A 15538-nucleotide genomic window follows, 5' to 3' on the forward strand; every position below is an offset into this window, starting at 1 on the left:
CTAAAGTATAATATAACAGTCATTAGATGTTATAGAACAAGAAGTATTGTTTCTACAAAACTTCTCATATTCAATAGGAAGCACTCTACTTAAAATATCGAAAGCTGTATTAGAACATTCTGGATCTGACTCTATTATAAAAGTATCATCTTGATAGTGTATTAGTTCTATCAAGTATTTATTTGTAGAGTTGAAATTGATTATATTATTAGCTATATTTACTAAAGTTTTCTTTATTATATCTGCTTTAATAAGTTCAATATAGTTGAAAAGTTTTAAATTACCCGAAAATGAATATCTCCCCAAGTAACGTTCTTTAGTAAAATTTTCAATATTGTAAATAATATCAGGAACATTTTTTACGAATAACTTCTCAATTTCTAATACTTTTTCTTCAGTAATCGAAATTTTAAATTCATATAGTAGGAATGAAATCATATCATCAGGTTGCACATATCCCTGAAGTAGACCTAATAAAAAAGCTTCAGTTAGTACTTTATTATAAGTGTTATCCTTATTGAATATCTTTTTAGATAAGAATAAAAAAAGGTTTTCTTTTGATGTAAAATCATTTAAATAATCAATATTACTACAAATTATGAAAATATTCCAAAATAAGTTGTTAAGTTTTCCGCGGACGAATACTTTTTTATCATCTTCTAAAAATGCAAACTCATTTTCCAATTTAATATTATCAATATTATTATACTCATTGAATGTATTATAATTTATAAAGACTCTTTTATCATTTTTTATTGCAGTGTTAAAATTATTGAGAGCAGATTTCAATCTATAAGTTTTAACTGCTTCAAGCAATGCTGTGTCATGTGAATCAAGCAAAATATCTTCATTTATTGAAAGGAGATTACTGTTAGCTAGAAAAATTGATTCAACATCATCATAGTTAGAATTGTAGGATTTTTCAAAAAATAATTTATTTCTTGAATATTCTTTTTCAATATCAACAACAAATTTGCTGAATCTATCAGGATTGTAGGGTAACCCTTTTGCCATCATATTGTGTACTAGAATTAATATCTGGTGCTCAAAGTTTACTAAATCGAAAAGTTTATTTTCATACAAAAATTCATTAAAAATATCTTTAATGTCAAATAATAAAAATAAGTCGGACTCAATACCTTCTTCTAAATGTTTATTAGCAAATAGACTGAAAAGCTCATCAATACTGCTTGCCGAGAATCCTAGTATAATTTTTGCCACTAGTTGTAAATCATATAAACCCTTATGTTTTTCAAAATTAATGAGATGTTTACTGAGATCTGAATAATTAAATATGATTTTTCTGGGCCTTACCATATAAAACAAATCACTCAGTGAGGTCTTTGAAACTTCATTTAGATCAATTTTATACGCTGTAGAACTTTCAGTAAATACGTAAAGGAGTTCATCGTGTTTAATTAAGGATATATAATACCCGGACAGTATGTCATATTTATGGTATTTCAATATTTTATCACTATATATATTAACTAACTTTAAATCTACCATTCTGTAATTAAATTTATCTCTCAAATTTTCTATAGTAGTCATCTATTCCTCGCTTTCTAGATTCGGATTATTATCATAATATTGTGTAACTTTATCTTGATTTAAAATTTTCTTTAACTCATCTTCTGAGTTTTCTAAAGCCATATAATAAGCATAGCTATTTTTTAGAGAACTTGGAGTTAAAGTTTTATTAAGTCCTGATATTAATACCGCTTCTTTAAAGTGTCTTTGAAAAGTTCTAGCACAATATTTATGGCCAGAGTATGACTTAAAGTAATAATTTGATTCATCAGGAAAATAATAAGACATACTTTCATATTTAAGCAAACTCATCATTAAATTTGAAGATATGTTAACGAATCTATTCTCCCCTTTATAATTTAAACGGATTTTTTTATTAATCAGGGATACATCATCTACACGTAGATTTAGAATATCCTTTAATTTAAGTCCCAAGTAAGCCATCATTTGAGAAATTGCTATATCTCTGATACCTTCATCATTGATATTACTATTTATGGGACTTTTAGCACGTTCTGATAGAACGCGGATAACCTTTTCTACTTCTTTTCTGGAAATGAATTTAGGGCTAGATGGAGCCTCAATCTTAAAATAATATATACAAGAAGTTGGGTTATAGCTCAATATCTGTCTATCATCAATTAGATAGTTGTAAAATTTTCTAATTGTTCTTATTTTCTCGTTTATAGTTTTCTTTTGAACTCCCTTTTGAATACAAAATTCAATATATCTTTCTATATCATTTTCTTTTAAATTTTTAAATGATTTCTTTGATGAAGTAGTGTATATGAAATTGAAAAATGCTATGATTTCAAAATTAGAATCTCTTATTGCAGATTGATTTAGTTTTTTCTTGTTTGTTAAATCCCATTTAAAATCGTGAATTAATTCATCTAATAAATTAGGAAACATCTAAATACCACCTTTCATGAAAGTTTCTATATTAATTATATCAAAAAAACAGAAACTATGCGACAATATTAAAAACATGTTTGACTAAACATATACATTGTGTTAATATTGTTTATATAATATAAAGAATTATCACAGAGAAGTAATCAGAAAGCTTTAAAATAACATAGCTAAACAAACAAATAAATTTAAAGAAAAGGGGAAGTAAGTATGGATAACTATTTTAACATAAGCATAGATGGAGGGAACTCCACGATAAAATCTAAAATGCCAGATGGTACTATAATGGCATTTGATAATATTGTAGCTAGTGCTTCTAAGGTAAATTATACTCAAGATGAAAATCTGTCAGGAAGCGGATTATCGAAACTTGACATTACGGTTATAAGAAATTTCGATAAATTAGATAATAGAAATAGTGATGATTATTCAGAAATAGGTAATAGATTCTTACTTGGAAAAATGACAGCACAAAACGGTGCATCAAGAAGACCTAGAACTGATAAGATGAAGGGAAATGATCCACAATTGGTAGATTCAATGTTAGGGAGTATTGCGTATAGTATGCTTTACTCATTAAATAAGCAAAAGAAAAATATTGCTGATATTAAGACTTTAGGTATAAATTTAGGTACTGGTTTACCATTCCATGAATGGATGATACCTGAACAGAGAGAAAAATTCAAAGAATACTTTTTAGGAAATCATATTGTGAAGTTTAATCATCCATGGTTTGAAAATAATAGATTTCCTACTGAGCTTGAAATCAGAATAGGTCTAACAAAAGTATTTGTTGAAGGGGAATCTTCAGCAAATTACATTTTAAATAATGTTGAAAATGAATTTCAAAACAAGAGTCCAGAAGAGTTACTCGATACTTCTATATTCTTTATAGATATGGGAGCGTTTACTACAGAAGTTATTGGAAAAATGTTTTTAGAAGTTATAAACGAAGAAGAGTTTGGGTATGATGACGAACCACTAGTGGTAGAGCATAGAACTCTACCTAATTTATCTGATGGAATAAAAAAAGGAATAGGCCATGTTATGAATGACACAATAACTGCTTTAAAAAATAAGAATCCTAAAATAGATAAGCTTACTAGAAAAGATATTGAAGAAGCATTAAAGCCAAAAGGAAGAAGAGGAGGAAAAGATGGATATATTCCGGGGACAGATATAAACGTCCTAGAAGATTTTAGAAGAAGTGCAAAGGCATATGCAAAAGAAATTGCAGAGAGTCTGCAAGATATAATAAACACCAACGAGATTAAAGGTAAAATAAGAAAAATTTATCTTCTTGGTGGTGGAAGTATGATTAGGGTTGTAGTTGATGAAGTAAAGAGAGTATTAGCAGAAGATGATATTAATCCTCAGATAGTGATAGCTATATCAAAGCCTAATCCTGTGGCTTTGAATGTAGTCGGGTATTATAATGAATTAGAAGACTATTTGGAGTTAGCTGAGGAAGAAGGTGTAATTGTCAATGGCTAGAATGAGGAAAAAACCTTATTTTCCCGGTGAAAGAATCAATGTTCAGTTACCAGAAAAAATTAGCTCTGAAGCTTTAACTCTGTTAAATGAGCAAAAGTATACTTCAAATCTTATCATAAGGCTGATCGAAAGCGAGGCTGAAAAGATATATGGGAAGAAGTAATAGGAATGTCAAAAACGGCAAAAAATATACAGTTTATTTCGACACTAATTTAAGACCTGAAACTGAGCAATGGATAGAAAGCTCTAAGAATGTTAGTGGGTCAATAAATGACTTAGTAAAAAAATTTACCACAGGTCAACTTGTAGAACTTGAATTACATGAAAAAGAAGTTGCTGATTTAACGTTGTATTATGAAAAAAGAATATCAGATTTAAAGGAGCTATTAACAATCTCAATGACACAGCCTAAAATTGCTCAGATACCAACTATTCCATATGTTAACAAAGATACGGTTGTTCAAACTAATACTAATATATCTGCAATAAATTCTAAAGTCGACTCGGATAATGTTAGTGATGAGCAAATGGTGGAATCATATTCAGAAGATAAAAAGGAAGTCATTGAAGAGTCGAAAATCACTGAAGAGGTAAAAAAGTTAGATGATAAAATCGATGAGAGTGTATTAATTAGTGAGCAACTTGAAAATGGAGATGATAGACAACTTAATGTCAGTGGAAGCGAGGCTATTGATAGAGACATAGGCACCACTTATTCCTCAAACACGAAAACAAAAATAAACATAAAGAAAAGAGGCTATAGAAAAAGCCAAGGGCTTGCATTTACGACAGGAAAGTAGAGATTCGATTTTGAATTTCTACTTTTTATACGATGTTGATTAAATATATATATTGTGTTAAAATTGTATTAAAATAAGCTTGATTGGAGTTGATGAAATGAATATTCTTTACAATAAATTATCCTATTCTATTGAGGATAGTAAAAAAAATGGTTTTAGAAAGGAGGACAATATTAAGAGACCCGTTAAATTATATCGTAAAAAGAGAGTGATTATTTCTTCAGCAAAAGACAAGTATAAGAAACGTGTTATAACACTTGCGGATCTCTTAAAAGCTGAGACAATTAATAATAAACTAGTAAAAGTATATGTTGAATCAAGTTGCGGTAATGTGGCAATCGTCAGAGATGAATCTGCGATAATAGAAATAGATATGAATAATACATATGCGATTACTGGAAAATTTGTTTTTATACAGATAAGCAAGAAAAAAAATAAAATAAAAGTAAAGAAAATAATTAGGGGGGCAAAATGAAACGTTTAATAATATTAACAATGATTTTTATGCTATTTACGGGGATTTGTAGTTTGCAGACGTCATATGCTACAAACATAAGTGAAACAGTAGAGAAAGTAATGAATGCTGATGACACATTAGATAAGAATGACAATTTGAAGAGTACTGTTTATGGTTTGGGAAGAGGAGCTGTTGATCTTATAGTAATAATAGTAACTGTATTTATTATGATTAGAGGACCATTCCTTGCTTTAGCTATTGCAGGAGCAGGAGAAAATCCCCAGAAGAAAGCTGTTGTCAGGACACAAGTCGTATTTGTTGTACTAGGAATATTGTTCTTAGGTAGTTATTTTAAAATGTTTACATTCTTAACTACGAACATAAGTTTATTTAATTAAGTCTAATGGATATAGTTTTTACTATATCCAATTTTCTATTAAGGAGGAATTTTAATGTATCCGATACCAACTAAAATGGGTGGAGAGGAAAGATTGTTTAGCATTAAGCAATTGAATCTTCATTTCAATAAAAAATCTTTAATATACTGCGGATGTATGACTCTAGTATGTTCTCTTGTAAGTAAAGCTTTTTCATTATGGTGGTTATTTCCTGTACTAGGACTCCCACTAAACATTTTAGCGTATATTCTAGCTAACTTTCAATATCCGAAGTATAGATTTGAGGCCGGAGGAATGGATTTGGACAAATATCTATTAAGAAGGATTAGATATAATTATAGTAAAAAAACGTATATAAAAGGAAGAAGATAAATGCTTGAGATGATAAATAAAATTAAAATAGTTGTGATGCTTATTGCTGTACTGTATGGGATTGTATTTTTAGTTATTTTGTTAAGAAAACAAAATAGACTTTCGAATAAAACTAACGAAAAACAAAATAAAGCAAAATCTAAGCAAAGAAATTTTGATGGTCTAGATAAGATGATTGATTTTGATATGATAAAAACGTTTAGCACAGACAATCCCATTGGTGTTGTGATAGAGGATGTAAGGAATGTATATCTTGGAATAGTATCAGTAGATGGTATTAATTATAATTTAACAGATGTTAGTGACAGAGAATCATTAGAAAGTGGTTTTCAGACACTTTTAAATGGTTTAGATTATAAAATAAAAATTGTAGTACAGAGTAGAAAAATTGAAATCGATAATTTTGCAGTACAATATACTGAAAATTTAAAAAGAATTGAAAAATCAATTATGCATGAACAATCTAAATTGAATATGTTAATAAGTAAGAAAGATAATACTAAAAAAATTGAAGAAGTAAAAGATAAATTAGATAAGTTGAGAAGTCAATATGAGTATGGGATAAAACTTAATAATTATATTTTAAGTAAGTGTGAAAATGAAAATATTCTTGATAAAAAGTATTATATATGCTTTCCGTATTATCATAATGCATCGCAATATAAAGAAAATCTTACAGATGAAGAAATTTTAGTTAATGCATTCTATGATTTAAGCAATAAAGCGGAGTCAATTATTGGTTCTCTTCATAGATGTGGTCTAAATTCAAAGGTGTTAACTGGGCATGAAATAGGGGAGCTCTATTATAGAACTTATAATAGAGGTGACAGTGAAGTTTACAAATACAAAAAAGCAATTGCTAATAATTTCAGTCATTTATATACTTCTTCAGAAGCAGTAGAAGTTAAAGCACTTAAAAGAAGAGTAGATGAGTTACAAAAGTTAGAAGATGGATTAAATGAAAAGAAAGGCGAAATTAAGGAAGGAGGATTAATTCTTGATTAAACTTCGTAAAAAAAGAAAAATTTTCAATCATGCTAAGGAAGAGAAGCTTAAAGTAGAAGAAAATTCTAAATCAATATTAGAAGAAAATCAAAGGAAGCTAAAAGATTTATTGTCTTCTGATACTATAGATTTTGAGACTGACCCTCGATATGCTATTATGGGTGATCAATATTATATGAAAAATCTATATGTAGGATTTTTGCCGGAATCAGTACTGTTTGCTTCATTTCTTCATGAACTATACAGTTTTGGAAACATAGAAACTAGTATTTCAATAGATCCAATAGATACAGAGACAGCCAAGAGAGAACTATCTAAAGCTAGAACAAACTTCGAAACTGAGGTACTCACTTCAGAAGGAAGTAACCGTACCGATGATATGGCAAGTAAGACTAATGAAGCAAGTAGACTGAGAGCAGAAATAAGGGATGGTCTTAATAAATTATATAATGTTACTATACTTTCCACGATTTATGATAAAACATTACGTGGATTAAATAATAATGCTGACCAATTAAAGAGCATCATGGGGCAAACTGATATAGGTATTAGATCAGCTGTATTTTCACAAGAAGATGTATTCAGGAGTAATAAACCGTTAATGATCAATAAATTTACAGAAAATCATATTTTTGATAAACGTTCATTAGCTTGTATTTTTCCTTTTACATCTGGAAATCTCAATCACATCGGTGGAGTACCAATTGGAGTTAATAAAGATAATGGTTTACCTGTAATTTACAATAATTTTTCAGAAGAATTATCAAACTATAACTTTGTTATTTTTGCAGAATCTGGTGGTGGAAAATCTTCTTTTATGAAGGCATTATCATCAAGAAGTGCAACTCTTGATGTTATTCAAAACTTTTCTATAGATGTTGAACCTGAATATAATCACACATGCCTTCAACTAGGAGGAGAGATAATAAGAATAGCATATGATACGGAGACTATTATCAATTTTTTCGATATTGAAGCAGATGAAATTGAGAATAAAATAACGAAAGTTATAGAAAAGAAAGTCCTGTTGCAAAAGAAAATAGATAGTGTAACTGGAATGATAATGACAATGGCTAAAGGACAATCTGGGAAAAATAAATTCTATGATGACACATCAAGAGAATTAATAAGAAATGCCGTTGTAGAGGTTTACAGACCTTTACATATAACTGACAAAGTGGAGTCTTTATATGAAGATGTAGATAGTTCTGAAGAAGGATTATCTCTAGGTAAAATAAAGAAGCAAATGCCAACCTTTTCAGATTTTTATCGTGAGTTAAAAAGTCATTCAAAAAGTAATGTCACAGATACATTTACACCATATTATGATTACTTACTTTTAATATTAAAGAAATTTAGTAAAGAAGAAAATGGTACATTCACATGCTTTGATGGACAAAGCACAGTTAAAATAACTAAGGATATTCCATTTGTAAACTTTGATGTAAGCGAATTAAATGAAGAAACTGAGCTTCCAATTGCACAGCATATAATTTGTGAATTTTTATGGGAGCAAGTTATTAAAAAAAATAATAAGGGGCATAAAATCAGAATGATAATTGATGAGGCATGGAGATTAGCACCTTATGAAGATTCGGTCAAGTTTTTAGTAAAAGGATTTAGAAGAGCAAGAAAGAAAAATACTAGTTTTGTAGTGGTTACTCAGCAGTTTGATACATTTTACACTGAGGATACAAAACCAATTATTGAAAACTCTGCTACAAAACTATTTTTACCTCCAGATGATACATCTCTGGAAAATATTGCAAAAGTATTTAAGTTAAAAAATAGTGAGGCACAATATTTGAAAAACTGTATACGAGGAGAGGGTTTACTAAAAGTTAGTAGTAACAGTATTAAATTGAAAGTAGAGATACCTGATTTTGAGTGGGAGTTTATCGAAACAAATCAAAACAAGATAAACAAGAGGGTAGGTGCATAGTAATGCATAAAGATAATAAAGTAAGAAAATTTATTTTGAGTAAGAAGTACTTTATAACTTTAGGAATACTGATTCTGCTTTTCATGGATTCAACTCATGCAGGTATAATAATGGATGCTACAACTACAGTACTAGATACGGTGTTATCCTTTTTTTTAAGACAATTTGCAACAATTTTAGATGCTGTGTTTTTTGAATCCGGATTAGTAAATAGAATAGATTCTGTAGTATATAATCAGGGAAGCGTTCTTACTATGAATAAAGGTCCTGCTGATAGCATTACAAAAACATTGGCTTCGTTATATTTATTATTTAATGATATAACTGAAGTTTTCATGATTCCAATAGGATTGTTATTTACTTTTTTCTTGCAAAGAGCAGGTGATAATCCAATCAGAAAGGCTCAAATGAAAGATTTTGGAACAAAATTACTATTTGTCTTTTTATTACTGACATGTATGCCTAGTATATTAGATGTAATAATTTTAGTTAATAATTCTTTGGTAAAAATTATGTATTCAGCAGTTGTAGGAATTATTAATGGAGATCAAGAGTTATTGAAACAAGGCTTAATATTAAATTATATGAAAAAACAAGCCTTTGATACTGGAACAACGGTACATGCAGTAACATATTTGATGGCAGTATTTATAAACGTATGGATGGTGTTTTATTACTTTATTAGAGATATATCCATTTCGTTTTTATTTGTGTGCTTTCCAATCATCTCAGTAATACATCCTTTTAAAAGGGGTGCTGTTGCAATGTGGTTCCAAGAGATCAATAGTAATATCTTTACCCAGACTATACATTCTATATGTATGACTGTAGCAATATCAATTGCATATTTTTCTTCTTCAAGTGTAACTGGGCAAGAAATGTCATTTTCTCAAGCGATGTATGTAATGACAGCATTCGCCTTTGTAATACCATTTACATCTACTTTAAAAGGATTTTTGGGACTTGAAGGAAGAGTTGGTGGTGCAAAAGCTATGGCAGGTATAGGTATGCTTTATGGAGCGTATAGAGTAGGAACGATGGGTGTCCAAGGCTTAAAAAGAGGAGTGTCAAACTTTAAAGAAGGATTATCTCAAGGTGTTGGAGCATTAGGTGATTATAAACAATTAAGAGAGTCTGGCAGTATAGATCCTAAAACGGGTCAACTTTCTACAATAAATAATAGAGGGAAAGTTATCACTGAAGCTGATGTTAAGAATAGATTAAACACTGCAAGAAAGAATACACTAAGGGGATTAGCTTCGACATACACCGGAGTAACCTTTGGTTTAGGTACTACTGCAGGAGCAATGGCTTTTGGAAACCCATCAACAGCAATTATGATGGGAGCCGGAGCCGGATACTTAGGTAGTCAAATTGGTGATAAAGTGGGCTCTATAACATCAAGTGCGATTTCTACTTCAAAAGGAACCTATGATTTAGTTAAATTATCACAATCACATCAGTCAGAAAAAGATAAGAAGCTGGGGATTACGTCACCAGTATTACAGAATACTAAGTATAAAGAAAAAGAACAAAGAGCAAGAATGGCAGAGAAAATATTTGATAACTTCGGGATGCCTAATTTAGGTAATCTTAGTTACTCTTTATTATCAAATAATAATTTGTCATCTGAAGAAATTCAAGGTGTTAAAGATGCAGAACTATATATAGACAAAAATCAATCAGTCTTATATAAGAACACAAATGAAGGTAAAAAAATATTACGTGTAGGAAAAGGTGACTCTACCGTAAGTAAACCTTCCACAAGGAAAGTAACTTTCAATAATGGTGAATTAGCTCTAAGTGATAGTAGAAAAGATCAGTTAATGAGAAATGCAAATGATTTCGCCCAAGCAGAACTTTCTTCATCTATATTTGATACTGCAAATATGGTTATAGACAAAGAAGGATTAAAGACAGGTTCCCTTGAAGCTTCTAATCTATTCGCGGAATTAACAAGTGGTGGACTATTAGATTCAAATAGTCCATATTATAATAAAAATCTGTCTAAAAATTTTGGTAAAATAAGGGACACTCAATTTAATAGTTTACAGACGAAAGAAATACAGAATATGAGTAATATGAGAAATAATTTAGGTTTGGATAACTTAGTAGTAAATGGAGCTCAGAAACCATTTGAAGGTACTGATATGTATTTCAATATGGATTCTGAACTACTGAGTATGGCAAGTAAAAGTTCAGAAAATTTATCCATGGTAACGAATTGGGATACAAATATGGATCCAAATCAGTTGATGGGATTAAGTGGTTCAGGATATTCATTAGCAAGTGCCACAGGAACAACTTATTTCAGTTTATCAAATAACGGAGATAGACAAGCAATAGGTTATGGTCCAGGGAAACAAACTTTATCAGGAAATCAACTTGAAATGGCCCCTGTAAAAATTGAAAATGGAAAAATATTGGAAGATCAGGTGAAGTATGCATTAGAAGGAAATGGATTTTATAATAAAGCACCTTCAAATACTCAATATTTCACCGAACCACAACAAAGATTTGGAGAACGAATAGTAGAGAAAATAGAGCCGAATTCACAAATGATGGTTACAGTATCATTAGATAGTTCATCAATGACTGGTGAATATGGAGTATACGATGTAAGTAATAATAATTTCCTTGGCAATGCACCTATTCCTGAAAGTTATATTAATAAAGGAATGGAAATGAATGGCCAAGTGTATCATCTCCAGTCTGATTCAACAGGAGGGATACTACTTAATGGAACTAGAGGTATGACTGATATAGATTTGCATAATGCTTATGCAATTCAAAATAAGCAGTCATTCTCAAGCTATGAGTTAGAAAAAGCAGTCGAATTTGAAATATCTAAAATTATAAGTGAAAAAAATGATATAAAGAATTTGATTGCACAATTCAATAATACTAACAAATATAATTCTAGTATAAACGATATTCAATAATAAAATCTTTGGGAAGCTATAATGAGCTTCCCAAAGATTTCTATCATGAGGTATTAGTATGAGTAAAAGATTAAAAAATATTGCTAGTGAAGAGACAAAACAATTAATCAAAAATGTAATACTAAAAAAAATATTAGGAAAATTACTAGCTTTTTTAGGTGTAAACGCACTACCTATTATTGGGGGCATAATTGTAGTTTCATTAATTATAGGGGGGTCTAGTAGTATATTCACTTGGTTTAGTAATACTTTTAGTTCATCTTTAGTCAGTGATATAGAGAAAATGCAAGAATGGTCCAAAAACTTAACAGATGAAGAAATAGAAGAAATTATGGCAAGTGGAAGTACAATAAATCCTAGAAAAATTCCTGATTATATTGATTCTGAAAAGAAAAGTATAGAATCAAACAAAAAAATTAAAATTGAAGTTAAAGAGACTGTAATAGATGATGGAGATAGAGATATAGATACTTGGGAAGAAGATTACGAGCTAAAATTATATAATGCATCATATCCATACAGACTGCAATGGAAATTGATTGCAGGTATAGATATTATTATTGATAATGACAATATAATTAATCAAGTAGAAGATTATATGAGTCCTAAATATGAATGGGGATATGATTCATACTCTAAGGATGTTACAAATTCAGAATATCATTATGTAAAAAGAGTATGTGATGGTGACGAAGATGAAACAATTACAATTACACACACTGAAAAAAGATACCCCCTTCCATATTTAAAGAAAGTAGAAGGTGTTTTTAATGACTATACTTTTTCATACGATGAAGATGTAGTTACAAAAGATGAGGACTGGAGCGAACCGTATAACGTTACCAGTAGAACTTATAGGCATAGAGTAAAAATTGGACCAGGTGATTATGAAACTCATACGGATACATATTATTCGTATTATAGAAAAAAACAAAAAATAGTCATGGATATAGCTAAATCTGTTGAACAAGAACCTAGGATTGATAGAATAACAGGTGTTTTTGAAGAAAATAAAGCAACTGTAGTAGATATAGGCCTACTTTCTTCAGTAGTAAATGCTATGCCAGATACTCAATATCTGGTTGAGGACTTAATAAACACGATAGCTATAATAGGTATAGAAAATGGTGGAATACAAGGTACTCCTTTTAACCCTAACATACCTATTATTCAAGGAGATTGGACTAGAGCAGATTTACTTGATACAGCGATGTCTCTATTGGATTTATACTATTTTTGGGGAGGTAAATATCCTAAAAAAGGAGCAAATCCTGAATGGGGAAAACCAAAAGTTGTATCAGCTAAGGCAAATTGGGCAACTAATAAAGTTTTACCATATGGTATGGACTGTAGCGGTTTCGTAGATTGGGTATATTATCAAATGCTTGGTACAGTTCTTGCTAAAGGTGGAGGTACATCCTCTCAGGTAGCAAATACTTATCCAATAACGGAGAGCGAACTAAAAATAGGAGATCTAGGATTCCTTAATTTAGGTAATAAAGGTTATAATCATGTGGGGATATATGCCGGGAAGGTTAATGGTAAGAATGTTTTTATACATTGTGGGGGACGTCATTTTAAGGATTCTACCCATCGAGCCGGAAGAGTTTTAATTTCATACAATGATGGTACATCTTATAAGGGTAATAAATCTACTAACTTTAAGTATTTTAGGAGAGTGTATGTAAATTTCAAAGATGATAATGTAGTAGGGAGTGTAAATCAGTAAATGGAAAAATTAAAGAAAACGCTATTAGTTTTGTCAATAATCTTATTTCTGATTTTTATCATAATGTATACTTTTGGTGATTATTTAGATTTAGAAAAAATATCCGAAGAAAGAGAAATTGAGAATCTAGAAGTCAATATTTCAGAAACAACAGATAGTGATGAATTAGCAGAGTTGTACGGGAAAAAAATAGATAAGATATATAAAACAGAAACTGAAAAAAGATACGGTAATAATCTAGAAAAGTATTCTGATGCCCAAATAATAATAAATCAGTTTGTTGAATATATCAATACTAATGACTATATTAATGCATATAGAATGATAAATAAAAGTTTTTGTGAAAGAATGGACTATACCATAGAAAAATTCGAAAAAGAATTTTCCTTTGATACTCCTAGAGGGTTTCACATAAATGCTTTTGAGGTTTTAAATGAGAAAGTATTTATTAGTGTTAATATGTTTGATTACAATTTAGATTTTGAGACTAATATATCTGCAGATGAATATTCTGAGGATATTAGAGATATAAATCTTCTAATTGACACAAACAACAAAGTAACCTTAAACGCTGACATAGACTCGGAGAAATTTGCCTTAAAGGATTCTTCGGCTGAGGAAATTTATATAACCGGTTTAGATGTGTTTTTTTGGAGATATGATATTACCATCGATGACATAGAAAAAATATCTAATAACTTAAAATTGTCAGTATCTTTAATAGAAACGATTAATAACGATATTATTAAGTATGATAATAAATTAGAAGAATACTTTTCTTTAAATCAAGATATATTTCTAGATGTATATGGTATTTTCAGATTTTCAACATTTAATGAATTTACAAAGGATATTTCTAAAGTAGAAAATATCAAGTACTGTAAAATAAGTAATAAAGGTATCTTGAGCTTAGGAAATACTATAATAATTCCTTTGGTTATAGAAATGGAGAATTCAGAAACAGTAGTGTTAAATTTTAAAATAGTTAAAGAGAAGTTTATTGATGAGACTAAGCTATATTTATATTATTCACCAGGAGGTGAGAACATAGATGATATCCCATAAAAGGAAAATCATAATTTTAATCTTACCGCTGATTCTCATATTATTAATTTTTGCTAAGCTCAATCAAATGGAACTAAAGCAACTAGAAAAAGAAAATAGTAATGAATTAAAAATTGAAGAGAGTTATTATGCAGAGGCAGAAGAATTAGGCCTAGAGGGAGATAACCTATTAGTAAATAAAGTGATAAGAAAAATAAAAATTGTTAGTGATAAAGATAGAAGATTAAAATTATTAATTGGAATACTTCACAACTACGATTCTTATATTTATTCAGGTCAGTATGAGAAAGCGTATGAAATGTTAGATAAAGATTATACTGATACATTTGGAATGTCGTTTGAGTTATTTAAAAAACTATATTCAAGAAAAAGCAGAAAAGATTATGTAATATCTAGTATTGATGAAAAAGGACTAGACAAGTACGTCATTACAAGGATAAATATGAATGGAAATAATAGTTATACTCCAGAACGTTTATCTATAATAAAGAATCAGAATGATGGAAAGTACTTTATCACTCTGAATGGACTAAGTGAAAAGGTAATAGTTGATATGGAGATTGAATGTCAAAGTATAAAACTTAATATCATAGAAAGGTATCATATAGGAGATCTTGTAGCATATAAAATTTTAATAACGAATAATAGTTATAAACCACTTATTTTAAAAGGTACACCAGATTCAATTTATGGCTCGTTTAATAAACAAAATGTAACTCACAAAATATTAAATATGCAAAAAACTGATTTTGGTGAAGAGTATACTGTTTTGCAAGGTCAATCTAAACTTCTGATAGTAGAATTTAATACTAAGAATAATCTTGATATCATTGGATTTAAAACTTTAGATGACGAATTGATAGAATTCAATCTCATAAACTAAACATATATA

Annotated in this window: 14 protein-coding genes; 12 read left to right on the forward strand and 2 right to left on the reverse strand. The window is 29.4% G+C overall.

What is annotated here, in order from left to right; translation table 11 throughout:
* Complete coding sequence (locus N4A40_12660; GenBank protein ID MCT4662705.1) at positions 1 to 1551, reverse strand: hypothetical protein; 1551 nt, start codon at positions 1549 to 1551, stop codon at positions 1 to 3.
* Positions 1552 to 2442: a tyrosine-type recombinase/integrase gene (locus N4A40_12665; protein ID MCT4662706.1), complete on the reverse strand. Its 891-nt coding sequence runs from the start codon at positions 2440 to 2442 to the stop codon at positions 1552 to 1554.
* Positions 2443 to 2652: 210 nt separating this feature from the next.
* Here N4A40_12665 and N4A40_12670 point away from each other — a divergent pair, with 210 nt between their 5' ends.
* From N4A40_12670 to N4A40_12725, 12 genes are all read left to right on the forward strand, one after another.
* A complete protein-coding gene (locus N4A40_12670) occupies positions 2653 to 3936 on the forward strand; it encodes a hypothetical protein (GenBank protein MCT4662707.1) in 1284 nt (427 codons plus the stop codon).
* Complete coding sequence (locus N4A40_12675) at positions 3929 to 4099, forward strand: hypothetical protein (GenBank protein ID MCT4662708.1); 171 nt, start codon at positions 3929 to 3931, stop codon at positions 4097 to 4099. The genes N4A40_12670 and N4A40_12675 overlap by 8 nt, the downstream gene beginning before the upstream one ends.
* Complete coding sequence (locus tag N4A40_12680; protein MCT4662709.1) at positions 4086 to 4736, forward strand: hypothetical protein; 651 nt, start codon at positions 4086 to 4088, stop codon at positions 4734 to 4736. The genes N4A40_12675 and N4A40_12680 overlap by 14 nt, the downstream gene beginning before the upstream one ends.
* Before the next feature lie 97 nt (positions 4737 to 4833).
* Entirely contained in the window at positions 4834 to 5211 is a 378-nt protein-coding gene (locus N4A40_12685; protein MCT4662710.1) for a hypothetical protein, read from the forward strand.
* A complete protein-coding gene (locus N4A40_12690; GenBank protein ID MCT4662711.1) occupies positions 5208 to 5591 on the forward strand; it encodes a hypothetical protein in 384 nt (127 codons plus the stop codon). Before N4A40_12685 ends, N4A40_12690 begins: the two co-directional genes overlap by 4 nt.
* Positions 5592 to 5645: 54 nt before the next feature.
* Positions 5646 to 5963: a hypothetical protein gene (locus N4A40_12695; GenBank protein MCT4662712.1), complete on the forward strand. Its 318-nt coding sequence runs from the start codon at positions 5646 to 5648 to the stop codon at positions 5961 to 5963.
* On the forward strand, positions 5964 to 6968 hold the full coding sequence (locus N4A40_12700) for a hypothetical protein (protein MCT4662713.1): 1005 nt from the start codon (positions 5964 to 5966) through the stop codon (positions 6966 to 6968).
* Positions 6961 to 8910 (forward strand): DUF87 domain-containing protein, encoded by a 1950-nt coding sequence (locus tag N4A40_12705; GenBank protein MCT4662714.1) that lies wholly within the window; start codon positions 6961 to 6963, stop codon positions 8908 to 8910. Before N4A40_12700 ends, N4A40_12705 begins: the two co-directional genes overlap by 8 nt.
* Positions 8911 to 8912: 2 nt before the next feature.
* Positions 8913 to 11852 carry a hypothetical protein gene (locus tag N4A40_12710; protein ID MCT4662715.1) on the forward strand — a complete coding sequence of 980 codons (2940 nt, stop codon included), beginning with the start codon at positions 8913 to 8915 and terminating at the stop codon, positions 11850 to 11852.
* Positions 11853 to 11910: 58 nt separating this feature from the next.
* A complete protein-coding gene (locus N4A40_12715) occupies positions 11911 to 13581 on the forward strand; it encodes an NlpC/P60 family protein (protein ID MCT4662716.1) in 1671 nt (556 codons plus the stop codon).
* Positions 13582 to 14646, forward strand: a complete 1065-nt coding sequence (locus N4A40_12720) for a hypothetical protein (protein ID MCT4662717.1) — start codon at positions 13582 to 13584, stop codon at positions 14644 to 14646.
* Between the two features lie 67 nt (positions 14647 to 14713).
* A complete protein-coding gene (locus N4A40_12725) occupies positions 14714 to 15529 on the forward strand; it encodes a hypothetical protein (protein MCT4662718.1) in 816 nt (271 codons plus the stop codon).
* Positions 15530 to 15538: the final 9 nt, after the last annotated feature.

This window comes from Tissierellales bacterium (assembly GCA_025210965.1).
GTDB lineage: Bacteria > Bacillota > Clostridia > Tissierellales > JAOAQY01 > JAOAQY01.